This is a genomic window from Acetobacter pasteurianus subsp. pasteurianus LMG 1262 = NBRC 106471, from assembly GCF_000285275.1.
Classification (GTDB): Bacteria; Pseudomonadota; Alphaproteobacteria; order Acetobacterales; family Acetobacteraceae; genus Acetobacter; species Acetobacter pasteurianus.
In genome coordinates this window covers 429,817-454,621 of record NZ_CADO01000139.1, presented here as the reverse complement: position 1 = coordinate 454,621, position 24,805 = coordinate 429,817, and the positions used below count along the sequence as shown (strand labels likewise).

The window sequence follows — 24,805 nt, the reverse complement described above, 5'->3', positions numbered from 1 at the left end:
GCCTGCCTTATAACAGGCAGGCTCTATGTAGCATCAGGCTTCTTTCAGCCCCAGAACACTGGTGGTTTTATCAAATAGCTGCGCACAAAGTGCCGGATTATCTGCCAGTTTCTGGCCGTAAGATGGGATAATCTGCTTCAGCTTTTCTTCCCACTCAGGCAGCTTGCTGGCAAAGCACTTTTTCAGAACCGTCAGCATAATTGGAGCTGCGGTTGAGGCGCCCGGAGAAGCCCCCAGAAGTGCAGCCACAGAGCCATCTGCGCTGGAAATAACTTCCGTACCAAATTGCAGAACACCGCCTTTTTTGGCGTCTTTCTTGATAATCTGCACGCGCTGGCCAGCCACAACCAGTTCCCAATCCTTGGCCTGCGCATCGGGAATAAAGTCGCGCAACGCCTTGATCCGATCATTGTGGGACTGCATGACCTGTTCGATCAGATACTTGGTAAGCGGCCAGTTATCACGCGCTACTGCCAGCATGGCGCTGATGTTGCTTGCCCGGATAGAACGCGGCAGGTCCATCAAGGAACCGTTTTTCAGGAACCGGGTAGAAAAGCCCGCATATGGGCCAAACAATAGTGCCGGTGTACCGTCTATCATGCGTGTATCCAGATGCGGAACAGACATGGGAGGCGCACCAACAGAAGCCTTGCCGTAAATCTTGGCATGGTGCTGGGCAATCAGATCCGGGTTGGTGCAACGCAGAAACTGTCCGCTGACCGGGAACCCACCAACGCCGCGAGATTCCGGAATACCCGTTTTCTGCAGCAATGGCAGAGCACCACCACCACCACCGATAAACACAAACCGCGCCTTAACCTCACGTTCCGTATTCAGGCGCGTATCTTGCACCTTGATAACCCAGCGGCCATCTGCATCACGGCGGATATCATGCACCTCGTGCTTGGTGTGCAATGTGCAGGCTGGCGTGCTGACCAGATAGGTAAACAGCAAGCGCGTGAGTGCACCAAAGTTTACATCCGTGCCGCGCAAGCTGCGGGTAACTGCCAGATTTTGCCCCGCGGGGCGGTTACGCATAATCAGCGGTGCCCACTGCGCAATCTGTGCCTGATCCTGCGTAAACTCCATGCCGGAGAACAGCGGATGTTCGCTCAGCGCCTTATAACGTGCCTGCAGGAAGGACACGTTTTTATCCCCCCACACAAAGCTCATATGCGGCACGGGGGTTAAAAAATCTCGCGCAGAAGCTAGAATGTTCTGCTCAACCAGATACGTCCAGAACTGGCGGGAAACCTGAAACTGCTCGTTGACGTTGATAGCCTTGGAGATATCAACGCTGCCATCCGCCTGCTGTGGTGTGTAGTTTAGCTCACACAAAGCAGAATGGCCTGTACCGGCATTGTTCCAGGCGTTGGAGCTTTCTTCCGCCACGCTATCCAGGCGTTCAAAAATGCTGATGCTCCAGTCCGGCTGAAGCTGCCGCAGCAGGGTTCCCAGCGTGGCGCTCATGACGCCCCCACCGATCAGGACGACATCAACAGAAGAAGCGGTATCGGTCGTGGTGGAACTCATCGTGGTCTCCGCATTGTCAGCCGTATCTGCCTCTTGCACCTTACATGCTGGCAGGGCTGGATCCATACCTGCACATGCCCCCAACTTCTTTTGCATGCAAGAAAGAAGTATGCGCGCGCGGCAGGCCTTTAACTGGAAAGCATTATAGGCACATCGTTGCGCTCTCGCCTGCTCATCTCTGCGAGAGCATGGCAGCTTTTCCTGAACCATTCCCCCATAAGGGCGTTTTGGCTGCTAACCGTTAGAATGGTTTTCTAACATTCACACATAAATGAAAAGGCTTTGGCATGAGCATTATCAAATACGGTTCCGCACATTGGGAAGGTTCCATTAAAGAAGGCAAAGGCACAATTTCAACCGAAAGCGGCGCCTTAAAAGACCAGCCTTATGGCTTTAACACCCGTTTTGAAGGCAAGCCCGGCTCTAACCCTGAAGAGCTTTTGGGCGCTGCTCATGCGGCCTGTTTTTCCATGGCTTTTTCGCTCATTCTGGGTGAAGCAGGGCTGACCGCCTCTGCAATTGATACACGCGCAGACGTAAGCCTGAACAAAAAGGACGGCGGGTTTGAAATAGATAAAGTCAACCTCACCCTTAAGGCGCGCATTCCGGGTGCTACGGCTGATCAGTTTGAAAAACTAGCTACAAAAGCCAAGGAAGGCTGCCCGGTTTCCAAACTGTTCAAAGGGGCCTCCATTACTTTGGAAGCCACTTTGCTAGACTAATAAGCTGAGTGGGTGGGCTTTTTAGCCCACCTGTGCCCGGTGGCGCATCAGATGGTCTGCCAACACGCAGGCCATCATGGCTTCACCTACTGGTACAGCACGAATACCCACGCATGGGTCATGCCGGCCTTTGGTAATCACTTCCGTTTCCTTACCATCCGTGGTGATGGACGGGACTGGCGTAAGCATGGAGCTGGTAGGCTTAACGGCAAAGCGGGCCACAATAGGCTGACCGCTGGAAATACCACCCAGAATACCACCTGCGTGGTTGGCACCAAAAGTCAGCTTGCCGTCTCGCATATATAACGGATCTGCATTTTCTTGCCCCGTGAGGGAAGCAGAAGCAAAGCCATCTCCAATTTCAACGCCCTTTACGGCATTGATGCTCATGAGGGCCGCAGCCAGATCTGAATCCAGCTTGCCATAAACGGGTGCACCCAAACCGGCGGGCACGCCCTCAGCCACAACCTCAATCACAGCACCGATGGAAGACCCCGCCTTGCGAATACCCGCAAGATATTCTTCCCATTCTGCCACCACACCTGCATCTGGGCAGAAAAAGGGGTTGCGGTTTACCTCTTCCCAATCCCAACGCGTGCGGTCGATATCATGCGGGCCAAGCTGCACCAGTGCAGCACGAATACGCACGCCATCGCCCAGAATCTTGCGGGCCACAGCACCGGCTGCCACACGGCACGCCGTTTCACGCGCGGAGGAACGGCCCCCACCACGATAATCACGGATGCCGTATTTCAGATCATACGTCAGATCAGCATGGCCGGGCCGATATGTACGGGCAATATCGCCGTAATCGCGCGAGCGCTGATCTGTGTTTTCGATCATCAGGGAAATTGGCGTGCCTGTTGTCTGCCCTTCGAACACGCCAGACAGAATACGCACCTGATCCGGCTCTTTACGCTGTGTGGTAAAGGCAGATTGCCCTGGCTTGCGCTTATCCAGAAACGGCTGAATATCTGCTTCTGTGAGCGCCAGACGCGGCGGGCATCCATCCACCACACAGCCAATAGCTGGGCCGTGGCTTTCACCCCAAGTGGTCACACGGAAAAGCTGTCCGAAGGTATTGTAAGACACGGCGCGCCCTCAGTCCCCAGCTACAGAAATATCAGGGGCAGTCGGGTTTTTCATGCCCACAACATGGTAACCGCAATCCACATGGTGCACTTCACCCGTTACGCCGGATGAAAGATCAGACACCATATACAGGCCAGCGCCACCCACTTCTTCCAACGCCACGTTGCGTTCGAGCGGAGAATTATACTGGTTCCACTTCAGAATATAGCGGAAATCCCCAATGCCATTGGCGGCAAGGGTTTTGATGGGGCCTGCGGAAATAGCGTTTACACGAATGCCATCACGCCCCAGATCTGTTGCCATATACCGCACAGAAGCTTCCAACGCGGCCTTGGCAATGCCCATCACGTTGTAATGCGGCATCACCCGTTCTGCACCCAGATAGCTCAGGGTCAGCAAGGAGCCACCATTTTTCATCAGCTTGGAAGCGCGCTGCGCAACGGCCGTGAAGGAATAGCAGGAAATATCCAGCGCCTTCAAAAACGCTTCACGCGGGGTATCAACATACCGCCCACGCAGGAACTGCTTGTCTGCCCAGCCAATGGCATGCACCACAAAGTCCAGCTCACCCCATTCTTTTTCAATGGTGGCAAAAGCGGCATCAATGGCGGCGTCATCCGTTACATCGCAGGGCAGAACCAGGCTGGAGCCCACGCTTTCTGCCAGAGGCTGCACGCGCTTACCCAGAGCTTCGCCCTGATACGTAAACGCAAGCTCCCCACCCTGTGCCGCAACGGCGGAGGCAATGCCCCATGCAATGGAACGATCATTAGCGACACCCATTACCAGACCCTTCTTGCCCTTCATGAGCGTTCCCTGAGCAGGCAATGTGGCGTTGGGAGAAGACATGCGAGACCTCAACCTATTTCTGTTGTTCAAATATCCGAATGTTCGCTGGTTGGTCGCATACACGCGCTATTGAAACAAGAGCAAAGCGACACACATGCTTCAAACCCGGTGAACGTAGGAGTATGATAACAGGCACAAAGCTGCAATGCCGCAGCTTGACGTAAACGAACACGAATTGAGTCCGAGCATGACGGAAACCTCACCTTCTCCCGCAGCCCTCCCATTAGACAGTCAGCCTCTGATTGATCTGGCAGCCAACCCGTTTACGCTGTTTGAGACATGGATGAAGGAGGCGGAAAAGACAGAGGTGAACGACCCCAACGCCATGGTGCTGGCCACAGCCACGCGGGATGGCAGACCATCGGCCCGCATTGTGCTGCTGAAAGGGGCAGACCATAGAGGGTTTGTTTTTTACACCAATACGCACAGCCGCAAGGGGCGTGAGTTGGAAGAAAATCCGCACGTAGCCCTGCTATTCCACTGGAAAAGCCAGCGCCGCCAGATTCGGATTGAAGGGGCAGTAACCCCCGTAACGCCGGAAGAAGCCGATGCGTATTTTGCGAGTCGGAGCCGTGTTTCGCGCCTTGGTGCTGTGGCATCGGATCAATCCCGCCCGCTGGCAGACCGCTCCGTATTTGAAGAACGCCTGAAACAGGTTGAAGAAGCATATCCGCAAGATCCTATTCCCCGCCCGGCCAACTGGTCTGGCTACCGGGTAAACCCCGAATATTTTGAGTTCTGGCAGGAACGGCGCTTCCGCTTGCATGATCGCGCCGTATGGGCACGTAATGGAAACGATTGGGATGTTACGCGTTTATATCCGTAAGCGCACAGCCACTTGAAACACATCATTTTATAAATGACAGCGGAGAAAAATAAGAATGAAAGACGTTCGTAAAATTCTGCTGCCGCTTCCCAGCACCTCCAATGCTGAAGCCGCACTTATCCGAGGCTACAATTTTGCCCGCCGCTTTGGCGCGCATCTGGCTGTGCTGCATGTGCGCCCAGATGGGCGGGAAATGGCACCACTGGCTGGCGAAGGCCTTTCCGGCGCCATGGTGGAAGACCTGATGCGCTCTGCCGAGCACGAAGGTGCACGCCATGCGCATGAAGTGCATGCCCTGTTTGAACGTTTTGTGGCCGCGCATCCAGATATTCAGGTTGTGCCCCCGCGCGGCCCCTTCCCTATGGATGCGCCGACAATCAGCTTTAACATCATGCGTGGTGCGGAAAGTGAAATCGTGCCTGCACAGGCACGTTTGTCTGACTTCACACTCGTACCGCACCCTGATTCGGGTGATGCTGTTTCATCTTCCGAAACCCTGCATGCCGTTTTGTTTGATAGCGGACGCCCGGTAGTTATTGCCCCGCGCACGCCGCCCAAAGGGCTTATCAAACGTGTTTGCATTGCATGGAATGGCACGGCAGAGGCCTCATCCGCCCTGCGTGGCGCTCTGGCATGGGCATTAACCGCAGATGCCGTGCGCGTGCTGCACTGCGGAGATTACCAGCGCCGTGGCCCCACCGCGCAGGACGTGGTGGACTATCTGGCCATTCACGGCATTACGGCGGATTGTGTGGAATTCCCGCCCGTAGATCGGGATGTAGGCAAAGGGCTGGAAGCTGCGTGTAAGGACTTTGATGCCGACATGCTGGCAATGGGTGCTTACTCACACTCTCGCCTACGCCAGCTCATTCTGGGTGGTGTTACCCGTTATACGCTGGAACATGCCGATATTACGGTGCTGATGAGCCGCTAAAGCAGCAAAGGTGCAGAGGGTTTGCGAAGGCAGACCCTCTGTTATTTTTAGGGGTCAGCCACCTCAAACACAGCGCCATCCCATGCAGGCTCAATACCTGCGGGAAGATGATCCTGCATCCACTGCCAATCCATATCCGGGCCCATATGGGTGAGTATCATGCGGCGTGGGTTGATAGCCTGCTGCCATTCCAACACCCGTTCCAGCCATGCATGTGCGCTATGGGGCTGGCGCTGGAAGCAATCCACCATCCATGTATCCACCCCACGCAAAACTTCCACAGAGTCTTCGGGAAACTCCATAACATCGGTGCTGTAAACAAAGTCTCCACACCGCACACCTGTTGATCCAACGCGCCCATGCACTTGGTCAAACAAAGTAAATTCCGTGCCGCTTATGGTAACAGGCTGCCGCATTTTTACAGGGTGCGCTTCCACCACAGCACGGAAGAAGTTTGGCGGTGTCCAAGGTTTAAACACATAATCAAACCGCCGCTGAATATCTTCCAGCGTTTCCGCGGCTCCATAAGCATGTAAAGGTTTTTGAATCACGCGGTTAATGGCGCGCACTTCATCCAGCCCGGAAATATGATCCGCATGGGCATGAGTGAAGATGATAGATTCAAAATCCTTAATACCATTTGCCAAAAGCTGCGCACGCAAATCCGGCCCCGTATCTACCAATACGCCAGCACCGTTTTTTAACCGCAGCAGAATGGAGGAACGGGTACGGGTGTTCCGAGGCTCCTTGGGGTTACACGCGCCCCAGATTCCGTGGCCATCGGCCCCACCAACCATAGGCACACCGGCAGACCCACCACACCCCAGCACTGTAATTTTCATACCCGTTTCCCCCACATTCTCTCGGCAACCATCACACTGCCTTGCGGAATAACCGGTAGAAATTCTCGGTGGTCATGCGTGTGAAATCTGCCAGTTCCATACCGCGTTCCTGCGCAATTCGGGCTGCTGTATGCGCTACAAAAGCAGGCTGATTGCGCTTACCGCGCTTTGGCACGGGCGCGAGGTAGGGAGAATCCGTTTCCACCACAATACGATCTGCCGGAAGATCGCGCGCGACAGCCCGAATTTCATCGCATTTCGGAAATGTGGCGATACCTGAAAAACTGACATACCCGCCCAGATTCACCACGCGCTGCGCCAGTTCCGGGCCAGAGGCAAAACAATGCAGCAAAATGGGGAAAGCCCCTTTTGCATGTTCTTCCTCTAAAATTGTGGCCACATCTTCGTCCGCCTGACGGGCGTGGATGATAACCGGCACATCCAGTTCCCGCGCGGCACGAATATGCTGGCGAAAATATTCGTGCTGGAGCGGGCGCACATCTTCCTTGCCGTGGAAGTAATCCAGCCCGGTTTCACCAATACCAATCACTTCAGGCACATCAGCAATGGCCACAATATCCGCAACGCTGGGCAGAGGTTCTTCCTCCACATGGTCTGGATGTGTGCCAACGGTGCACCATAGGCGCATATCTGGCGTATCCAGCTTGGCCAGAGCCTTTTGTTCTGGAGCACGGGCCAAGCGGGTGCCGATGGTGACCATTCCACTTAAGCCCGCCTCTTTGGCGGCCTCAAGCAGTTCTGGCATTTCCTCGGCTGAAAAATGATCAAGATGGCAGTGAGAATCTATTAACCCTGCCAACTTTGTACTGTCCTCTGTCATCATTATGCCTGTTCGGGCTCAACATAGCGGGGGAAGATGCCCTGTGGTGCCGGAAGCTGACGCCCACCGAGCAATGGCGTTTCCAGCGCGGCAAAGCTGCGTTCTTCTGCCGTAACGGCAAGCTGGTCCAGCATGCGCTCCATGCTCTGCGGCATGAAAGGCTGGAGCATGGTAGCAATACCACGCAGGGCATCCACCAACACGCGCAGCACGTCCTTCATGCGTTCGGGGTCTGTTTTGCGCAGCGCCCACGGGGCCTGATGATCGATATACGCATTGCAGGCGCGGATAACCTTCCACACATCTTCCAGCGCATCTGTAAGGGCACACCGCTCAATCTGAGATTTCAGCAGATCGGGCAGCACCATCACCTGCCCCAGCAGATGGGTATCTTCCTCTGTCAACGTGCGCCGTTCTGGCAGAATACCACCGCAGTTGCGCGCTACCAGAGAAAGCGTGCGCTGGGCCAGATTGCCCAGATCATTCGCCAGTTCCACATTGTTGCGCATAATCAGCGCCTTGCGGGAAAGATCACTATCCCCGCCAAAAGGCACTTCACGCAGCAGGAAGAAGCGAACTGCATCCAGCCCAAATTCCTTCACCAGATCACGCGGGTCCACCACATTGCCCAGAGATTTGCTCATCTTCTGGCCTTCAATGGTCCACCAGCCGTTGGCAAACACCTTGCGCGGCAGTTCAATACCGGCGGCCATAAGGAAGGCAGGCCAGTAAACGGCATGGAAGCGCGCAATATCCTTGCCGACCAGATGCAGGTTGGCAGGCCAGAACGCCATGCGCGGCGCGTTGGTATCCGGATAGCCCAGAGCGCTCAGATAGTTAGCGAGTGCATCAAACCACACGTACATAACGTGTTTATCGTCACCCGGAACGGGAATACCCCATTTGAAGCTGGTACGGCTGATGGAAAGATCGCGCAGGCCTTGCTTCACAAAGCTGACAATCTCGTTCCGCGCACCGTGTGGGCCCAGAAAATCCGGGTTGTTTTCATACAGCTCCAACAGCCGATCCTGATACTCGGACAGCTTGAAGAAGTAAGAGGGTTCCTTCACCCATTCTACCGGCGCACCTGTGGGGGCAACTTTTTTGCCGTCCGGGCCGGGCACCAGTTCATCTTCACCGTAGAAGCATTCATCACGCAGAGCGTACCAGCCCTCATACGCGCCTAGATAAATGGCCCCGTTATCAGCCACTTTCTTCCACAATGCCTGCGTGCTGGTAATGTGGCGTGGTTCTGTGGTGCGGATGAAATCATCATAAGAGATGTTCATGGCATCGGCCATGTTGCGGAAATCGGCCGAAACCTTATCCGCAAAACTTTTGGCATCCGTGCCATTGGCCTGCGCAGCCTGTTCCACCTTCTGGCCGTGCTCATCCGTGCCCGTCAGAAAGAAGACCTCATCCCCTGCCAGACGATGAAAGCGGGCCATCACATCCGCAGCAATAGACGTGTAAGCGTGGCCGATATGGGGCGCTCCGTTCACGTAATAGATGGGCGTAGTTACATAGAAACGACGGGTCATTCTCGGCTCGCAATCGTCATAGCTTCAAGCAGGGCTTCCTGTTTATCCAGATTAAAGCGCTCCGTCTCGGCGTGCTTGCGCATGGTGGCTTCCCACGCATTGGCCAAGGCCACACATTGCGGGTTGCCCTGCCGCGCCGCCTGACGGGCCTGTATCTGGAGTGTGTCTGATAACAGGCTGAAAAACAGACTGAAACCATAATCCCTACGTAAAATGGTTTCTGCAACCTCATAGCTGCGTAATGGCGTAATACCCTGCACCACTTCGTGCACAAGGCTGGCAATTTCACCACCCTTATCTGCCAGCAACGCCAGAGCACGCCCCGGCGCGCCGTGGGCTTCTGCCATAACACGCTGTATTTCTGTATCCGAAGCCTCTGGAGCCTGTGCCCGCAGCACGGCAGACATATCTGCCGCATCCAACGGAGCCAGTTCCAACTTGCGGCATCGGCTACGGATGGTGGGCAAAAGCCGCCCCGGAGCAGAACAGGTTAACAACAATACCGTAGCAGGTGGTGGCTCTTCCAGAATTTTCAGCACGGCGTTGGCCGCACTGCGGTTCATGTACTCCGCGCCATCCACAATCACAACGCGCCACCCACCTTCTGCCGCTGTGCGCCGCAAAAAGGAGTTAATGGGGCGCACATCATCGGCCACAATCTCGCTGCGGTATTTCTGGCGTTTTTCATCAAACCCGCGGGCAACCACCAGCAAATCTGCATGAGTGGCGGCAGAAACACGCCGCCCAGCGGGGCTCAGTTCATCCTCCCCGCCCAGCAATATGCGTGCCAGCCGGAACGCGAATGTAGCCTTGCCAATGCCCGGTGCCCCCGTAATCAGCCACGCATGGGGCAAGCGCCCACCCTGCATGGCCTGCCGAAACGCCTGCAAAGCGGCCTGATGCCCACGCAGTTGCAAAGATGCCAAGCGCGGCTCCTGCACGCCCTCAGCCCTCGGCATGGGCCAGACGGGTCTGGATATCTTTCAGAATCTGGGCATTCACCTGCTCTGCCGAATAGACGGAAGTATCCACCACCACCACCCGCTGCGGCTCGGCCCTGGCGATATGTGCAAACCCATCTGCCAAACGGGCATGAAAATCCTCATCCGCCTGTTCATACCTGTCTGTTGGCGCACCACGCGCAGCCAGACGTTGGCGGGAGATAGCGCGTGGCGCTTGCAGCAGAAAGGTTACATCTGGCTGTAAACCAAGCTGTTTTTGCAATGTTTCAATCAGGCTTAAAATAGCCGGATCACCATTGGCGCGCCCATATCCCTGATATGCCATGGTGGAATCGGTAAAGCGATCACACAGCACAATCTGCCCGGCCTTGAGGGCGGGCAGAATAACCTGATCAACGTGATCATACCGTGCGGCAAAATGGGTGAGAATTTCTGCCCGGGCAGAAAGCGGATTTTTACCAAAAAGCAAAAGCTGGCGCAGATCTTCCGCCCCGGCAGAACCTCCCGGCTCACGCGTGGCCAGAACTTTCTGGCCCTGTGCTTCCAGATTTTCCTTCAAAAGCCGCAGCTGGGTGGACTTTCCCACCCCTTCTGCGCCTTCCAACGTTATGAACATGCCACAAGCCATGGATTACAGGTGCAGCCGACGTGCAGCCCGCCCCAAAAAGCCCAGTGCAGGCACGCTCTGCCCAGCTTGCACCGGAATACTGGCCTGCCGCCCACCGGGGAGCGCCACTGTAAGCTGCCCCACAACCTGCCCAGCCTGCACAGGCGCAATAATCGGGCCGTTATAGTCCAGCGCCAGATGCGTGCCGTTGCGCCAACCATGTGGCAGAAGGATTTTGAAATCCTGCGCAGCCACCAGCGGCACTGTCTGGGTCACGCCCATCCATACGGGCGCCTGCTCCAGCACATCGCCTTTGCTGACAATCTGTGCGGTTTCAAAATTGGCAAAAGCCCAGCCCATCAGGCGCTCAGCTTCCCGCCCACGGGCTGCGGAAGAAGGCAGGCCGTTAACAGCCAGCACCACACGCCGCCCTTCGCGCTCGGAAGATGCGCACAGGCCAAAACCACCTGCATCTGTGTGGCCGGTTTTCAGCCCATCGGCCAGACCCTTGACCACCAGAGAGTTCCGGTTTTCCTGCCTGATCTTGTTAAACAGGAACTCTTTTTCCGAGAAGAAGTGGTAGTATTCTGGGAAATCATGGATCAGACGCAGGGCCAGATAGGCCACATCCCGTGCAGACATGTAATGATTTTCTGCCGGCCAGCCAGTTGCGTTCATGAAGTGCGAATTGGTTAGCCCCAGCTTGGTGGCTGTATCGTTCATCAGCGCCACAAACTGCTCTTCCGAGCCGGAAATGCCTTCTGCAATTACAATACAGGCATCATTACCGGACTGGATGACCATGCCCTGAATAAGATCCTGCACGCTCACGCTTTGCCCCAAAGGCACAAACATGCGTGAACCCTGCATACGCCATGCACGTTCACTTACGGGCAACATCTGATCCAGCTTCAAGCGGCCAGATTTGAGCATGCCAAATGTGACGTATGCCGTCATCATCTTGGTAAGGGATGATGGGGGCATGCGCTCATCTGCATTTTTCTCAAGCAGTGTGGCACCGCTATTGTAATCCAGAATGCAGGCCCAGCGTGCCTGTGTGTCCACCGGCCCCACGGGCGTGGTGGCGGGTGTATCCGCCCCCGGCACAGCAGGCTGGGCCGCCGCAGGTGCTGCACCTTTGGCCGCCGCGCCGTGGTGGCGAGGCCGTGCCATGGCATCAAGCGCATAGGCACCAGAGAAAAGGGCAGCGCCCCCTGCGAGTAAGAACCGTCGAGTCTGCAACATTTTTCCCTATTCGACGACGATATGAGATCCGGTTAAACCAGTAGCAAGTGCTCGCTTAAGGGCGGCATCTGCTTCGCTTATAGTCGTAAAAGGCCCGTAGCGCACAGCCCACATTGTGCTATGCCCCAAAAACACAGGCCGAACGCTGGCAGCTTGTGCCGCCGCCTGCCGCATAGCGGCCAAGCGGGATGTAAAGTCCATGGTTTCCACCCACAGCATGCTGGACACAGGCGCGCCCTGCATAACAGTGGCTGGCAGATCTGCCAGCACCACCTTGCCCGGCGCAGGCGTTTCCTGCGTGGTGTTATCTGCCAGAACTGTAAGGCCCTGCCTATCCACCGGCGCGTTACCTAATGCCGTTTGCTGCACTTTTTCCAGCGGAGCAGCACTAATCTGCAACATGGGGCCGCCGGGCAGAACTTCGGCAAACTGCCTGCTGGCCATTTCATCTTCCACCACCTGCACACGTGCAGACTCCTTACCCACGCCAAGCAAATCTGCGGCACGTGGGGTAAGGCCGATCATGCGCCCCGGGTCATTCGGGCCACGATCATTCAGGCGGATCACAATCTGCCGTCCGTTATCCAGATTGGTTACGCGCACCACGGCGGGTAGCTGTAACGTCTGATGGCTGCCTGTCATGCTGGCGGCATGCCAGACCTCACCATCCGCTGTCAGATGCCCTTCTGCCTGTGCAGGCTCCCTTACAGCCAAACCTGTGCCTTGCCATGCAAAGTCTTCCCGCGGGTAAAACCACTTGCCGGCGGCCTGCCATGCCGGCCCAACTGTATAATGCAGATCCTGCTGTGCCACGGGCTGCTGGCGCGAACAGGCCAGCACTGCCAGGCACCCTACAAGGGCGAGTTTTTTCACGTTATTGCATCACCAAGAAGCCCTACACCCAGCGCGTAGAAATCGGAGGGGTTGTAGCGGCGGATCACGTTGAAATTATGATAGACGATAAAGGCTTCACCCCCCACCCCATCCGGGCGGATAATGGCACCTTCCTGCACAGCGCTTGAAAACTGCCCTGCGCGTGGCCGCACACCCTGCTGCGCCCACCATGAAATGGGATGCACAGCCGTACGGCCAATTTGTGCCTGTGTTATGGTATCAGGCAGCAATACTTCCTCACCCCACGGCTGGCCGGGCAGCCAATGGCACTTGGCCAGATAATTGGCGATAGAGGCAAAAACATCGGCTTCATTATGCCAGATATCGCGCCGCCCACCTTCCGGGTAACTGACTGCGTAACGCAAATAGGCGCTGGGCATAAACTGCGGCTGCCCCATGGCCCCTGCATAGCTGCCCAGCATGCCTGCGGGTGTAATATCACCCTGCCCCAGAATGCTCAGCGCCTTCATGAGTTCTGAGCGGAAAAAAGCCGAACGCCTGCCATCATAGGCCAGAGTCGCCAGGGCATCGATCACATGGAATGTGCCCATGCGTGTGCCGTAAGCAGATTCCAGCCCCCAGATACCTGCAATAGCCCCTTTACCAACGCCATATGTGGAACTGATACGGTTGAGCAGCGCTGCACGTTGCCCAACAGCCGCAAGCCCATCGGAAATTTTCTTTTCCGTAAGAACCCGATCTTTATATTGCGCCCATGTCAGGGTGAATTCTGGCTGATGCCGGTCTGCCTTAAGCACCTTGGCATTTGGCTGGGTGGTAAGTGCGAGCGCCTGATCCACCACAGAGGCAGAAATACCCTGCCCTATGGCTTCACGCCGCACGCCTGCCAGAAAGGTAGAGTAACTGGATGAAGCAGCGGGATGCGGGGCTATCGCCGCAGTGGTGCGGGCCAATACAGGTGTGGCGAACAGAGCAGAAGCCCCACCAACAAGAAGTTTTCTTCGTAGCATTAAGGCTTCACGCTTCTGATCTGTGTAACATTCAAAGCCGTAGAATATAGTGGAATAAGGCCTTTGTCAGGCCATCTTCTTTATTCCTTGTTTTTGCTTACCACCACATCCCCCAATACCCGCCACCACCCCTTGACAATACTGTCACAAAAGAGCCTGTTGGAGCCCTGCTCACACTCTTAAAACCTTCAAGACCGTGCTGTTCTGGCCGGAGAGAGATACCCTTCTTTGCTGGATCAGTTTCTGGAACTTACCGCCGCTTACCCGCTTGCACAGGTTATTATCGTCATTCTGGCTACATTTGTGTTGGAAGATGCGGCTACGGTTATTACGGCCATTCAGGTTAACCTCCATACGCTCTCTCCCATTACAGCACTCATTGCTTTGTATATTGGCATTGTAACAGGCGATGTGGGGCTTTACGGCTTGGGCTATCTGGCTGCGCGCTGGAAACCCGCCCAAAGGTGGGTGAACACGGCTCAGATGGAAAACCAGAAAGTCTGGCTTTCCAAAAACCTGTTCTGGGTTGTATTTGTCAGCCGCTTTATTCCGGGCACCCGGTTGCCGCTTTATACGGCAAGCGGTTTTTTTAATGCGGGTTTGCCTATATTTACCGCCGCTACATTTCTGGCCACACTTATCTGGACAACCGCGCTTTTTGCGCTTTCGCTCCATGTTGGTGGGTTTATTCTGGATCATCTTGGCGCGTGGCGCTGGGCTGGGCTGGCCGGGTTTGTGCTGGTTATTTTCTTTATGGGCCGTTTGGTTGCCCGAGCACAGAAACAGAAGACATGACACAGGCCGAAAAACAGCCTTCTCCTCTCTCCCTTTTTGAATTCTGGCCTGGTTGGGTTTTTTACACGCCCGTTGTGGCATACTGGATTCTGCTTGGCCTGCGCTATGGGGATGTTACCCTGCCCACAGCCGCCAACCCGCGTATTGAAACGGGCGGCCTGTGCGGTGAAAGCAAAAGCAGCATTCTGGATATGGCAGGCAATTATGCCAAACGCTGGATTGCACCTTACGTCACGCTCCCAACCGGCATGCATGATCTTGCTCGTGCTCATACAGCCATGCAGGCCAAGGGCCTCACCCTACCTGTCGTGGTTAAGCCCGATATTGGGTGCAACGGCACCGGCGTAAAACTGGTGCGCACGGAAGAAGAACTGAAAGCAGCCCTTGCCGCCTTCCCGCGCAAGATCCGGCTGGTGATACAAAAGCTGATTCCGTGGAAGCACGAAGCCGGACTGTTTTATATTCGTCACCCTGACAGCCCGATGGGGGAAATCTCATCCCTCACTTACAAGGACATTCCGGCCCTGCGCGGGAATGGGCGCGATACGGTGCTGCAATTGTTGCAAAAAGATAGCCGCACCAGCAAAGTGCTCCACATCTATACCCCGCGCCTGACCCACTGCCTGCAAGAAGTTTTGCCGGATGGTGATGAACTGGAGCTGGTATTTGCGGGCAACCATTGCAAAGGGGCCATTTTCCGCAACGGCAAGGCCGACATTACGCCAGAACTCACGCGCCAGATTGATGCCATTATGCAGGATATTCCCGACTTTCATTTCGGGCGTATTGATGTGAAGTTCCGTTCTGCCGAAGCGCTACGTGAAGGCAAGGATTTTGAGATTATCGAAATCAACGGCGTAGGTTCAGAAGCCATCCATATCTGGGATTCCCGCACCACGCTGCGCGAAGCCTATGCAGCCCAGTTCCATCATTACCGGGAAAGCTTCCGCATTGGCGCCAAAAAGAAGAAGGCTGGCTGGTCTCCCACCAATTTGTGGGAAGGCGTGCGCCTATGGCAGCGCCAGAAGCGGCTTTTGGCTTCCTACCCGTTGAACGACTGATTATTTGGCTTTTTCACGCTGTTCCCGCCCTAAGCGGGAATGGACGTGACCATAAAACCGATAACTGGCCCACCCTATGCCGGCATAAGCAAGCAGCAGCAGCAACGGTATGGGGTCACCCTTATACAGGGCCAGAATCATATCCACGCAAAGCGGCGCCACCATGGTTGCGCAAAAGAAAATTCCCAAAAGCGGCACATAGCCCAACCAAATTCCGCGCACGGTAAAGCCGCCCCACGGCACACTGAAACGACGCGGAATTTCCGGCGCCTTGTTGCGCACCCAGATAACGGTAAAGCACACAATACCAAAAGCCACGGCTGTACCGAGGCTAACCAGATCACCAATAATATCAATCGGCAACGTGGCGGTAGCCAGCGCCACACCTAGCCCCAACACAATGCTGCCGATCCACGGTGTTTGAAAACGCGGATGCAGCTTGCTGAACATCGGCATCAACAGCCCATCTTCCGCCATGGCAAAAAAGATGCGGCTTTGGGCATATAAAAGGCCCATCAGCACAGAGCACAGGCCAATAACGGCCCCCAGCTTTACAAACAAAGCCAGCCACGGCTGATGCATGGCATTAACGGCTATAGCCAGCGGGTCTGCCACATCCAGCGTCTGCCACGGCACCACGCCTATCAGCACGGCAGCCACAATCATGTACACAACCGTGCAGATGATAAGCGAGAGCACAATGCCAACAGGTACATCGCGCCGAGGGTTTCGTGCCTCTCCCGCCGCAGTGGAAACAGCCTCGAACCCTACATACGCAAAAAAGATAACCGATGCGGCGCGGAAAATACCGGGGAAGCCAAACCGAAAACCACCTTCGTATTTGGGAACAAACGGCGTCCAGTAAGAGGGATGCACCTCCCACACACCCAGCGCCACAAACAGCGCCAGAACACCGACTTTGAGAAAAACAATCAGCGCATTGATTTTGAAGGATTCACGTACTCCTAAAACCAGCAGCAAAGACACTGCCAGAATAGAAAAAGCGCCTACGGCATCCATCCGCCAGCCCGCAGCAACGTGGCGGGATGCCCCTTCAAACGTAACTTGTAGCGTGGTGGTGGAAAACGCAGCGGGCACATGCACGCCAAAATCTTGCAGAAGGCTGACCGCATACCCGGAAAACCCAGCCGCCACCCCTGCGCAGGAAATGCCGTATTCCAGCAACAGCAGCCAACCCACAGCCCATGCCCAGCGTTCCCCCATAGAAACATAAGCATACGTGTAGGCAGAGCCAGAAACTGGCATGGAAGATGCCAGCTCCCCATAGGAAAGAGCCGTAAAAAGACAGGCAACCCCGGCCACAATAAACGACAGAAGGATGGATGGCCCCGCATAATTGGCGGCGGCCGTACCTGTCATGACATAAATGCCAGCGCCAATGGTGGAGCCCACACCCAACATGGTGAGTTGCAAGGGACCCAGTGTTCTGCTCAGGCGTTGGGTGCTGTTTTCCTTTTCAATACGCTGTAAGGACTTGCGCCGCGACGAACCAGAAAGATCTCCCATCAGACTATTTCTGGATCAGTGCATAAAATGGAACAGAATGGTCGCAATACCGCCTACGCCCATGCAGTACCAGGCAAAGGGAGAAAGCGCCCATCTGTCGTGATCACGGAAATACCGCATCAGAAAAGCCGTGCTGAACAGTGCAGTCAGGCCAGAGACAACCGCTGCCACCAAGGCAATGCGCATCTGGCCCGGTTGCAGGTCCAGATGCCGCATCTTGAAGGCCTCACGCACCGTGGCGGCCAGAATAACGGGCTGTGCCATCAGAAAGGAAAAGCGTGCTGCCGTATCATGATGCAAACCACGCAGCAGGCCACCGCAGATGGTTGCGCCAGAACGCGAAAGCCCCGGAAAAAATGCAAGGCACTGAAATAGGCCGATAATAACCGCATCGCGCGATGTCATGCTGGCAACAGAATTCACGTTTTTACGCACCACACTGCTGCGCAACCGTTCCACCACCAGCAAAAGCAGGCCATTCAAAAACAGAAAGATGGCAGCGGAAGAAGCAGAACCAAACAGATTGCGCAGAAAGTGCTCAAACAGCCCGCCCACCACAACAGCGGGAATGGTGGCCACAATAAGCAGCCACAGAATATGCAAGCTTTCCATTTGCATACGCTGGCCGCAACTGCCACTGGCCCCTTTGAAGATGGCCAGCCAGTCTTTCCAGAAGAAAACCAGCAGCGCCACAGAGGTACCCAGATGCAACATGACCAGAAATGGCAGAAACGCCGGATCATGCGGATCGTACGACCAATGGAACAACGCCGGCAGAATAACAGCATGTCCAAGGCTACTTACGGGAAAGAGTTCTGTTGCTCCCTGAAGAAGAGCGATAATGATAGCCTGAAGAAACGACATATGCAGTTACAACCCACGCTGGCACAACTTTGCTGCCTGTCCTTGCACCATGCGCCACCATGCTGCAAGGATTCATGCTAATCTTGTGTCACAACATCATTATTCGGGATGAAAACACACCCATGAGCAGGCAAAACCGTGCAGGCGCGTGTCTTTTTAGCGGAGCAGTTCTGGCAGCCACGCTGGGTTTTGCCGTTTATGCGCATGGCACCCAGAAATCTCCAGGCACAGATAGCTATGCCCTTTCTGCCCGCTTTGTTTCTGCCAACGGGCTGGAACGCGGTGCGGATGTAGATATTGCAGGCGTGAAAGTCGGCCGCGTTTCATCCATCACGCTGGACCCAGCCACCCAAATGGCCTTTGTGCATTTTACACTGGATGGTGCCCTGCATTTGCCGCAGGACAGCACACTCACAATCAGCAGCGCCACGCTTTCATCCGAAAATGCATTGATGATTGAACCCGGTACATCCTCCACCATAATGCCACCCAACGGCATGCTGACACATACGCTGGAGCCCACAAGCCTTGAGCAACAGGTGAGCAATTACATCTTTGGTGCCGGAAATCTGGGGCAATAAGCTCGTATATTCTGTTATCTGATTATTTTTATAACAAAATACGCCAAACCGGGTTGACGACATCACGGAGAATCAGGTAGATCAGCGCCATCACATGATGGCGGCGTAGCTCAGTGGTAGAGCAGGGGAATCATAATCCCTTGGTCGGAGGTTCAAATCCTTCCGCCGCTACCAATTTTCCTTAAAAATCAATACACTAAACCCACACCAAGCTTACTGCTTGCTGTGTCGTTTTTGCATTTTGTGCAGAGCTCTATGGTCGCCTGAAGATACCTTCAAGCAAATCCCATTATACCTCGCCTACCCCGCCTCCAGATACCAGAAGCAGGGCAGCAAGGGATCTGAAGATTTTTAGCCTTCGGAAAGTTCAGGCTGAGGTTCAGATTCTTCCCGAACGTCGGGCTGAGGGTCCTGATCCTGCCGATTTTCACCTTCCTCATTTGCCTGCGCAACGGCACGCTGCTGGCGGGCGGCAAGGCGTTCTGCGCGTTCCTGCTGGCTTTGCTGCGCAGCCTGCGCCATGGCATTCATGATACGGAAGTAATGTTCGGCGTGCTGGAAGTAACCTTCCGCTGCCACGCGGTCTCCGCTGCCTGTGGAATCACGGCCAAGCTGGAGATATTTTTCAAAAAGCTGCTGGGCTGTGCCACGCACGCGTACATCCGGGCCATGACTATCAAAAACATTATTCCTGTTCATCGGAATCTGTCCATTCAGTTGTCGGGAACTCCCATTGCTCCCGTTGGAACGATGGTTTCTTGTCCGCATCCGTTTTACGTTCATGGGTTTATCACAGCGCTTTCCTGTTCAGGGCACTTTGGCATAAAGAAACAGTCCTGTATTAAAAAGGTATGCTTCCTGAGTGAAGGCCGAATTGTTTTTTCGGAATGGGCTTTATGTAAGGCAACATATTAAAGTGTTGCCAAATGAAAGGCCCCCTTGCTGCTTTAATTTCTGATGCAGTAATTTTGGATTTTTACATCTGCTACAGAAGCAAGCTTGAACAGTGTAGCAACCCAGGCACATAAAGCCAAGTTATTTTTCACGCCTGTTTTTCCAGCACCACAGCGCGGGCAATGCCTGCCAGATCGGCTTTTACATCCACCACGCGCAAGGCATTGGTGCTGGCCAAGGCGCGTAAAGCGGCCTCCTGCCCTATGCCAATTTCCAGCACAGCCAACCCGCCATCCACCAACAAAAACGGCAGACGGCTGCAAATATAGCGGTATGCAGCTAACCCATCATCCCCACCATCCAACGCGCGTACGGGCTCATGCTCTCGTACTTCGGGCATAAGATCGGCCAGATCCGAGGTAGGAATATACGGTGGGTTGCTCAGCACCACATCAAAACGCATGCCAGCCGCCAAAGCGGCATCCCACTCTGCCGCCATAAACAATGCGCGATCTGACATACCGCAACGTTGCGCATTGGCGTGCGCCAAAATGGCAGCTTGCGGGTTAATATCCACCCCTACCCCATGTGCCTTAGGGTATTCGGCCAACGCCGCCAGCAGTAAACAGCCTGTGCCAGTGCCTAAATCCAGAATATTCAACGCCGCTGTCTGATCCGGGCAATATTCCAGAAGGCTTGTAATAAGTGTTTCCGTATCTCCACGCGGCACAAGGCTTGCTGGAGACACGGCCAAATCCAAACTCCAGAACCCTTTACTGCCCGTAATATAGGCAAAGGGTTCATGTGCTGCGCGGCGCTTTACGTAAGAAAAAAAGGGCTCACTTGGCACATTTTCTGTTGGGGAGCGTGCCAGAAGTTGCTCTGGCGTAAGAGAAAGCGCATGAATAAGCAGTAATCGCGCTTCCCGCCGCGGGCCTTCAATACCAGCTTGCGCCAGAAGCTGCGTACCCTCACGCAACAGTTGCGCTATGGGTTGGCAGGGAACTTTTTTTTCTGCTGTATTCACGCACGCAACCTTGATGGATTGATCTGGTTAGACATCAATGCCCCAATTTTTCCACCGTATCCAGCACACAACCACCTGCCTGCTGGCCCTTTTGGCAATGCTGCCGTTTTCCTACGCGTATGCAGGCGAGTTTACGGTAACAGACGGCAAGGCTGATGCTGAAATTTCAGAAGTTTCACGCATCTATCTGGATGGCAAACTTGTCAGCGTAATCCGGCTGGATGACAAAAATCAGGAAAAAACAGTTAAAATCACCACTCCTATGGGGCGGTTAGACCACACCTATACCTTATGCGGTGAAATCACCATTCGCTCCCCCGAAGGCCGGGTGGAAACCCATGAGGTGGATAGCGACGGCACGCTCCACAACCCCGATGGCCACCATTTTTATGCCTTGGGTTCTGACAATTTTACCGAATTCTTTTTAACAGACCCCAATGCGCCAGAAGCGGCAGAGCATCACCCCGGCCGCTCTGGCGTATGTGCCGCACCTATCAGTTAAAAACCTTCAGCCGCCAGCAATGCTGCCTGTTCTTCCTGCGTGAGGGCATCTACAAACTCATCCAGTTCCCCCAACATGACACGATCAATTTTATAAAGTGTCAGGTTGATCCGATGGTCTGTGACACGCCCCTGCGGGAAGTTATAGGTGCGAATACGTTCTGATCTATCACCCGTACCCACCTGAGAGCGTCTGTCTGCCGCCCGGTTGGCATGGGCCTGCGCTCTTTCTCGCTCATACAAACGGGCCCGCAGAATTTTCATGGCCTTGGCGCGGTTTTTATGCTGGCTTTTTTCTTCCTGCATGGAAACCACAATGCCGCTGGGCATATGAGTAAGGCGTACGGCACTTTCCGTCTTATTCACATGCTGCCCACCCGCGCCAGAAGCCCGAAACACATCTACCCGCAAGTCTGTTTCGTTGATATCCACATCCACTTCTTCGGCTTCCGGCAATACGGCCACCGTAACCGTGGATGTGTGGATACGCCCCTGGCTTTCCGTAGCAGGCACACGCTGCACCCTGTGCACGCCGGATTCATACTTCAACCGCGCAAACACGCCTTTGCCGTTAATTTCGGCAATACCTTCGCGCAGGCCGCCTAGCTCGCTTTCGTCATAATCCATAACAGTAAAGCGCCAGCCGTTCAGGTCGGCATAGCGGCGGTACATATCAAACAGTTCGGCAGCAAACAGGCCAGCTTCATCGCCCCCGGCAGCGGGGCGCACTTCCAGAATGGCACTGCGCGCATCTGCCACATCTTTTGGCAACAGAGACAGACGCACGTCTTTTTGCAACTGCGGAAGTTGCTCACGCAGTTCGGCCAGCTCTGCTTCTGCCAGTTCCTTCATTTCCGGATCTGCCAGAAGCTGCTCGGCTTGCTGAATACCGTCTTCCACCCCGCGCAGGGCGTTGATACGCGCCACAACAGGTTCGATTTCAGCATACTCGCGTGAGGCCTGCGTAAAGGCCTCACCATTCAGCCCACTTGCCAGCTGCGCTTCCAGTTCCAGCGCGCGGCTAACAATCTGGTCTAACCGTTCGTCAAACTTCATGCCGCAAATACGTCTTGCGCTTTAGAAAGCAGCGTATCGCGAGAGACTTCCTGCTCCGCCCCTGTTTCCATGTTTTTCACACGGAACAGACCTTTGGCCAGTTCATCTTCCCCAAGAAAAAGAACGTGGCTGGCGTTCTGCTTACCTGCACGCTCCATGCGTTTGCGCAGCGAGCCCTTATAGCCAATTTCTGTTCTTAAGCCTTGCCCGCGCAAACCCTGCAAAATCTGCACAACTGCGCTTTCATCCGGCGTGCCAACGGGAACCAGCACAACCGAGCGCGGTGCTGCAGGCACTTGCCCCAGCAGCATGGACAGGCGCTCAATACCCGCAGCCCAACCAATAGCTGGCACTTCCGGACCGCCCATCTGCTTCACCAAGCCATCATACCGGCCACCGGCCAACACCGTGCCCTGAGACCCCAAGCGGTTAGTAACGAATTCAAACGTGGTGTGGTTATAGTAATCCAACCCGCGCACAATGCTGGGGTTTACGGTGTAGGCAATGCCGAACACATCCAGCTTGTTGCGCAGATCATCCCAGAACGCGCGGGCTTCTGGCGTCAAAAACTCAGCCATCATGGGGGCATCTGCCACCAGAACCTTATCGCCTGCATCCTTGCTATCCAGAATACGCAGCGGGTTCTTTTCCAGACGGGTCAGACTGTCTTCGGACAATTTGTCTTTATGAGCAGAAAAATACGCCACCAGAGCATCACGCCATGCATCACGGCTGGCAGCATCCCCCAGCGTGTTCAGTTCCAGCGTCACGTAATCCGCAATACCAAGGGCTTTAAGCACTTCGTACCCCATGGCAATGGCTTCTGCATCTGCCAGAGGTTCTGCTGCGCCCAGAAGCTCTGCGCCAATCTGGTGGAACTGGCGATACCGCCCTTTCTGGGGCCGTTCATGCCGGAACATGGGGCCAGCATAAAACACTTTCTGTGGGAGAGACTGCGTAAGCGCATTGGTCACCAAAGCCCGGCAAATGGCTGCCGTGCCTTCTGGCCGCAATGTCAGGCTTTCACCATCCCGATCACTGAAGGAATACATTTCCTTGGAAACAACATCGGACGTATCCCCCAAGGAGCGAGAGAAAACCCGCGTATCTTCAAAAATCGGGGTTGCCCATTCATCAAACCCGTAAACACCTGCAATCCGGCGCGCTGTGTGTACCACATGCGCATGGCGGCGCTGGTCTTCTCCAATAAGGTCGTGCGTTCCTCTTACGGGCTGAATGCTGCTCACGAATACATATTCCCACACCACGGCACCCGTCACCTTGGCTGGCGTGGTGTTTTTTGCTGTTTAAATGGCACGTCTGCCCCTGCCCGCACCTTTTGGCGCAAAGCAGGGGAAGAATGTTGAATGCTTAGTTGGCGGATGCCATGTCTGGCAGTTCCTGCGCCTTGCCTTCCTGCTTTTCCTTGGCTTCTTCTGCCTGAATAGCAGCAACGCGCTCTTCTACCAGTTCCACAACATGTTCGATCATGTCAGCCGCTGGCACGGTATGATCCTGCTTGCCACCGGCATACACCATGTGGCGGCCAGAACCACCGCCGGTTACGCCCAGATCTGTCAGCAGGGCTTCACCCGGGCCGTTCACCACACACCCGATGATAGACAGGGTAAGCGGAGTTTTAATATGTGCCAGCCGGTCTTCCAGCGTCTGCACTGTTTCCACCACGTTAAAGCCCTGACGTGCGCAAGACGGGCAGGAAATAATCTTAACGCCACGGTGGCGCAGGCCGAGGGACTTTAGAATATCCCAACCCACCAGCACTTCTTCTTCAGGTGCGGCGGAAAGAGAAACGCGCATGGTGTCACCCACACCGGCCCACAGCAGATTGCCCAGACCAATGGAGGATTTTACAGTACCGGCACGCTTGCTGCCTGCTTCTGTAATGCCAATATGCAGCGGATAATCACAGGCATCTGCCAACTGCTGATAAGCCGCCACAGCCATGAATACGTCAGATGCTTTCACGCTGATCTTGAATTCACGGAAGTCATGATCTTCCAGAATTTTGGCGTGTTCCAGAGCGCTTTCTACCAGCGCATCGGGGTTGGGCTCACCGTATTTTTCAAGCAGATGCTTTTCCAATGAGCCGGCGTTCACACCAATACGGATGGAACAGCCGTAATCTTTGGCGGCCTTAACCACTTCACGCACACGCTCGGCGCTGCCGATGTTGCCGGGGTTGATACGCAGGCAGGCGGCACCTGCTTTTGCGGCTTCAATAGCGCGTTTGTAATGGAAGTGAATGTCGGCCACGATAGGCACGTTCACTTCCTTTACAATTTCTTCCAGCGCCTTGGTGCTTTCCTCATCCGGGCAGGACACGCGCACAATATCCACACCTGCCATTTCTGCACGGCGAATCTGCTCGATTGTGGCCTGTGCATCGGTGGTAAGGGTGTTGGTCATGGTCTGGACGGAAATCGGCGCATCACCACCGACGGCTACCTTGCCGACATGGATCTGCCGAGATTTCCGACGCTCGATATGCTGGTAAGGCCGGTAGCCGCTCATTTTACATCCTTTTGTCGAAAACGACAGTTGAGGGAAGCTGCCGTGTTCGGCCACACGGCGTTCTCCATTGCGTTTGGTGTTTTCCTGCCAAAATCAGGACCATTTGGC

25 protein-coding genes and 1 tRNA gene are annotated in these 24,805 nt (G+C 54.9%); 8 read left to right on the top strand and 18 right to left on the bottom strand.

The window, feature by feature from the left end:
• Positions 1-33 precede the first annotated feature (33 nt).
• The gene (locus APA10_RS14030; protein WP_259330858.1) at positions 34-1,599 is read right to left on the bottom strand and encodes a malate:quinone oxidoreductase; all 1,566 of its coding nucleotides are present in this window, start codon (positions 1,597-1,599) and stop codon (positions 34-36) included.
• A 221-nt stretch (positions 1,600-1,820) separates the two neighbouring features.
• Between APA10_RS14030 and APA10_RS14025 the strand changes: the two genes are divergently transcribed.
• Positions 1,821-2,255: an OsmC family protein gene (locus APA10_RS14025; RefSeq protein ID WP_003623526.1), complete on the top strand. Its 435-nt coding sequence runs from the start codon at positions 1,821-1,823 to the stop codon at positions 2,253-2,255.
• A 21-nt stretch (positions 2,256-2,276) separates the two neighbouring features.
• Here APA10_RS14025 and aroC read toward each other — a convergent pair whose 3' ends face one another.
• Together aroC and fabI are read right to left on the bottom strand one after the other, a co-directional pair.
• Positions 2,277-3,347, bottom strand: coding sequence for a chorismate synthase (gene aroC / locus APA10_RS14020; protein ID WP_003623525.1), 1,071 nt, complete (start codon positions 3,345-3,347; stop codon positions 2,277-2,279).
• A gap of 9 nt (positions 3,348-3,356) precedes the next feature.
• A complete protein-coding gene (gene fabI / locus APA10_RS14015) occupies positions 3,357-4,196 on the bottom strand; it encodes an enoyl-ACP reductase FabI (protein WP_003623523.1) in 840 nt (279 codons plus the stop codon).
• Between the two features lie 145 nt (positions 4,197-4,341).
• Between fabI and pdxH the strand changes: the two genes are divergently transcribed.
• Positions 4,342-5,022: a pyridoxamine 5'-phosphate oxidase gene (gene pdxH, locus APA10_RS14010; protein ID WP_174714310.1), complete on the top strand. Its 681-nt coding sequence runs from the start codon at positions 4,342-4,344 to the stop codon at positions 5,020-5,022.
• A gap of 55 nt (positions 5,023-5,077) precedes the next feature.
• Positions 5,078-5,956, top strand: coding sequence for a universal stress protein (locus APA10_RS14005; RefSeq protein WP_003623520.1), 879 nt, complete (start codon positions 5,078-5,080; stop codon positions 5,954-5,956).
• Positions 5,957-6,003: 47 nt separating this feature from the next.
• Here APA10_RS14005 and APA10_RS14000 read toward each other — a convergent pair whose 3' ends face one another.
• From APA10_RS14000 to APA10_RS13965, 8 genes are read right to left on the bottom strand one after another with little or no spacing between them, the layout of a single operon-like run.
• The gene (locus APA10_RS14000) at positions 6,004-6,798 is read right to left on the bottom strand and encodes an MBL fold metallo-hydrolase (RefSeq protein WP_035365629.1); all 795 of its coding nucleotides are present in this window, start codon (positions 6,796-6,798) and stop codon (positions 6,004-6,006) included.
• 31 nt (positions 6,799-6,829) lie between these two features.
• Positions 6,830-7,642, bottom strand: a complete 813-nt coding sequence (locus APA10_RS13995; protein ID WP_003628780.1) for a TatD family hydrolase — start codon at positions 7,640-7,642, stop codon at positions 6,830-6,832.
• Positions 7,642-9,180 (bottom strand): methionine--tRNA ligase, encoded by a 1,539-nt coding sequence (metG, locus tag APA10_RS13990; protein ID WP_035365607.1) that lies wholly within the window; start codon positions 9,178-9,180, stop codon positions 7,642-7,644. The genes APA10_RS13995 and metG overlap by 1 nt, the downstream gene beginning before the upstream one ends.
• Positions 9,177-10,121 (bottom strand): DNA polymerase III subunit delta', encoded by a 945-nt coding sequence (locus tag APA10_RS13985; protein ID WP_003628774.1) that lies wholly within the window; start codon positions 10,119-10,121, stop codon positions 9,177-9,179. The genes metG and APA10_RS13985 overlap by 4 nt, the downstream gene beginning before the upstream one ends.
• Positions 10,122-10,125: 4 nt before the next feature.
• Positions 10,126-10,770 carry a dTMP kinase gene (gene tmk, locus APA10_RS13980; protein WP_003628772.1) on the bottom strand — a complete coding sequence of 215 codons (645 nt, stop codon included), beginning with the start codon at positions 10,768-10,770 and terminating at the stop codon, positions 10,126-10,128.
• Positions 10,771-10,773: 3 nt separating this feature from the next.
• Entirely contained in the window at positions 10,774-11,994 is a 1,221-nt protein-coding gene (locus tag APA10_RS13975; RefSeq protein WP_012812868.1) for a D-alanyl-D-alanine carboxypeptidase family protein, read from the bottom strand.
• 6 nt (positions 11,995-12,000) lie between these two features.
• On the bottom strand, positions 12,001-12,867 hold the full coding sequence (locus APA10_RS13970) for a septal ring lytic transglycosylase RlpA family protein (protein WP_003628765.1): 867 nt from the start codon (positions 12,865-12,867) through the stop codon (positions 12,001-12,003).
• Positions 12,864-13,859, bottom strand: a complete 996-nt coding sequence (locus APA10_RS13965) for a lytic murein transglycosylase (protein ID WP_003628762.1) — start codon at positions 13,857-13,859, stop codon at positions 12,864-12,866. The genes APA10_RS13970 and APA10_RS13965 overlap by 4 nt, the downstream gene beginning before the upstream one ends.
• A 228-nt stretch (positions 13,860-14,087) precedes the next feature.
• Here APA10_RS13965 and APA10_RS13960 point away from each other — a divergent pair, with 228 nt between their 5' ends.
• The gene (locus tag APA10_RS13960) at positions 14,088-14,654 is read left to right on the top strand and encodes a DedA family protein (RefSeq protein WP_003628760.1); all 567 of its coding nucleotides are present in this window, start codon (positions 14,088-14,090) and stop codon (positions 14,652-14,654) included.
• Positions 14,651-15,715, top strand: a complete 1,065-nt coding sequence (locus APA10_RS13955; protein ID WP_003628759.1) for an ATP-grasp domain-containing protein — start codon at positions 14,651-14,653, stop codon at positions 15,713-15,715. The genes APA10_RS13960 and APA10_RS13955 overlap by 4 nt, the downstream gene beginning before the upstream one ends.
• Here the strand turns inward: APA10_RS13955 and APA10_RS13950 are convergent, their stop codons facing one another.
• Both APA10_RS13950 and APA10_RS13945 read right to left on the bottom strand, forming a co-directional pair.
• A complete protein-coding gene (locus tag APA10_RS13950) occupies positions 15,716-17,242 on the bottom strand; it encodes an amino acid permease (protein ID WP_003628758.1) in 1,527 nt (508 codons plus the stop codon).
• Between the two features lie 15 nt (positions 17,243-17,257).
• Positions 17,258-18,106, bottom strand: a complete 849-nt coding sequence (locus tag APA10_RS13945; RefSeq protein ID WP_003628757.1) for an undecaprenyl-diphosphate phosphatase — start codon at positions 18,104-18,106, stop codon at positions 17,258-17,260.
• A gap of 59 nt (positions 18,107-18,165) precedes the next feature.
• Here APA10_RS13945 and APA10_RS13940 point away from each other — a divergent pair, with 59 nt between their 5' ends.
• A complete protein-coding gene (locus tag APA10_RS13940; protein ID WP_012812864.1) occupies positions 18,166-18,687 on the top strand; it encodes an MlaD family protein in 522 nt (173 codons plus the stop codon).
• A gap of 99 nt (positions 18,688-18,786) precedes the next feature.
• Positions 18,787-18,861 (top strand) — tRNA-Met (locus APA10_RS13935).
• A gap of 177 nt (positions 18,862-19,038) precedes the next feature.
• Here APA10_RS13935 and APA10_RS13930 read toward each other — a convergent pair.
• Both APA10_RS13930 and prmC read right to left on the bottom strand, forming a co-directional pair.
• On the bottom strand, positions 19,039-19,470 hold the full coding sequence (locus APA10_RS13930) for a DUF4167 domain-containing protein (RefSeq protein ID WP_035365605.1): 432 nt from the start codon (positions 19,468-19,470) through the stop codon (positions 19,039-19,041).
• 259 nt (positions 19,471-19,729) lie between these two features.
• Positions 19,730-20,608 (bottom strand): peptide chain release factor N(5)-glutamine methyltransferase, encoded by an 879-nt coding sequence (gene prmC, locus APA10_RS13925; protein WP_003628754.1) that lies wholly within the window; start codon positions 20,606-20,608, stop codon positions 19,730-19,732.
• Between the two features lie 37 nt (positions 20,609-20,645).
• Between prmC and APA10_RS13920 the strand changes: the two genes are divergently transcribed.
• The gene (locus APA10_RS13920; RefSeq protein WP_003623487.1) at positions 20,646-21,110 is read left to right on the top strand and encodes a hypothetical protein; all 465 of its coding nucleotides are present in this window, start codon (positions 20,646-20,648) and stop codon (positions 21,108-21,110) included.
• Here APA10_RS13920 and prfA read toward each other — a convergent pair.
• From prfA to ispG, 3 genes are all read right to left on the bottom strand, one after another.
• Positions 21,107-22,165 carry a peptide chain release factor 1 gene (prfA, locus tag APA10_RS13915; RefSeq protein WP_003628752.1) on the bottom strand — a complete coding sequence of 353 codons (1,059 nt, stop codon included), beginning with the start codon at positions 22,163-22,165 and terminating at the stop codon, positions 21,107-21,109. The genes APA10_RS13920 and prfA overlap by 4 nt on opposite strands.
• Entirely contained in the window at positions 22,162-23,412 is a 1,251-nt protein-coding gene (gene hisS / locus APA10_RS13910; protein ID WP_035365627.1) for a histidine--tRNA ligase, read from the bottom strand. The genes prfA and hisS overlap by 4 nt, the downstream gene beginning before the upstream one ends.
• Before the next feature lie 124 nt (positions 23,413-23,536).
• Positions 23,537-24,697, bottom strand: coding sequence for a flavodoxin-dependent (E)-4-hydroxy-3-methylbut-2-enyl-diphosphate synthase (gene ispG, locus APA10_RS13905; protein WP_003623480.1), 1,161 nt, complete (start codon positions 24,695-24,697; stop codon positions 23,537-23,539).
• Positions 24,698-24,805: the final 108 nt, after the last annotated feature.

What these genes read in the sequence shown, in the direction of transcription:
- APA10_RS14030 (WP_259330858.1), bottom strand. Translation starts at nt 1,599, where the DNA reads ATGGATCCAGCCCTGCCAGCATGTAAGGTGCAAGAGGCAGATACGGCT.
- APA10_RS14025 (WP_003623526.1), top strand. Translation starts at nt 1,821, where the DNA reads ATGAGCATTATCAAATACGGTTCCGCACATTGGGAAGGTTCCATTAAA.
- fabI (WP_003623523.1), bottom strand. Translation starts at nt 4,196, where the DNA reads ATGTCTTCTCCCAACGCCACATTGCCTGCTCAGGGAACGCTCATGAAG.
- pdxH (WP_174714310.1), top strand. Translation starts at nt 4,342, where the DNA reads ATGCCGCAGCTTGACGTAAACGAACACGAATTGAGTCCGAGCATGACG.
- APA10_RS14005 (WP_003623520.1), top strand. Translation starts at nt 5,078, where the DNA reads ATGAAAGACGTTCGTAAAATTCTGCTGCCGCTTCCCAGCACCTCCAAT.
- APA10_RS14000 (WP_035365629.1), bottom strand. Translation starts at nt 6,798, where the DNA reads ATGAAAATTACAGTGCTGGGGTGTGGTGGGTCTGCCGGTGTGCCTATG.
- APA10_RS13995 (WP_003628780.1), bottom strand. Translation starts at nt 7,642, where the DNA reads ATGATGACAGAGGACAGTACAAAGTTGGCAGGGTTAATAGATTCTCAC.
- metG (WP_035365607.1), bottom strand. Translation starts at nt 9,180, where the DNA reads ATGACCCGTCGTTTCTATGTAACTACGCCCATCTATTACGTGAACGGA.
- tmk (WP_003628772.1), bottom strand. Translation starts at nt 10,770, where the DNA reads ATGGCTTGTGGCATGTTCATAACGTTGGAAGGCGCAGAAGGGGTGGGA.
- APA10_RS13975 (WP_012812868.1), bottom strand. Translation starts at nt 11,994, where the DNA reads ATGTTGCAGACTCGACGGTTCTTACTCGCAGGGGGCGCTGCCCTTTTC.
- APA10_RS13965 (WP_003628762.1), bottom strand. Translation starts at nt 13,859, where the DNA reads ATGCTACGAAGAAAACTTCTTGTTGGTGGGGCTTCTGCTCTGTTCGCC.
- APA10_RS13955 (WP_003628759.1), top strand. Translation starts at nt 14,651, where the DNA reads ATGACACAGGCCGAAAAACAGCCTTCTCCTCTCTCCCTTTTTGAATTC.
- APA10_RS13950 (WP_003628758.1), bottom strand. Translation starts at nt 17,242, where the DNA reads ATGGGAGATCTTTCTGGTTCGTCGCGGCGCAAGTCCTTACAGCGTATT.
- APA10_RS13945 (WP_003628757.1), bottom strand. Translation starts at nt 18,106, where the DNA reads ATGTCGTTTCTTCAGGCTATCATTATCGCTCTTCTTCAGGGAGCAACA.
- APA10_RS13940 (WP_012812864.1), top strand. Translation starts at nt 18,166, where the DNA reads ATGCTGCAAGGATTCATGCTAATCTTGTGTCACAACATCATTATTCGG.
- APA10_RS13930 (WP_035365605.1), bottom strand. Translation starts at nt 19,470, where the DNA reads ATGAACGTAAAACGGATGCGGACAAGAAACCATCGTTCCAACGGGAGC.
- APA10_RS13920 (WP_003623487.1), top strand. Translation starts at nt 20,646, where the DNA reads ATGCCCCAATTTTTCCACCGTATCCAGCACACAACCACCTGCCTGCTG.
- prfA (WP_003628752.1), bottom strand. Translation starts at nt 22,165, where the DNA reads ATGAAGTTTGACGAACGGTTAGACCAGATTGTTAGCCGCGCGCTGGAA.
- ispG (WP_003623480.1), bottom strand. Translation starts at nt 24,697, where the DNA reads ATGAGCGGCTACCGGCCTTACCAGCATATCGAGCGTCGGAAATCTCGG.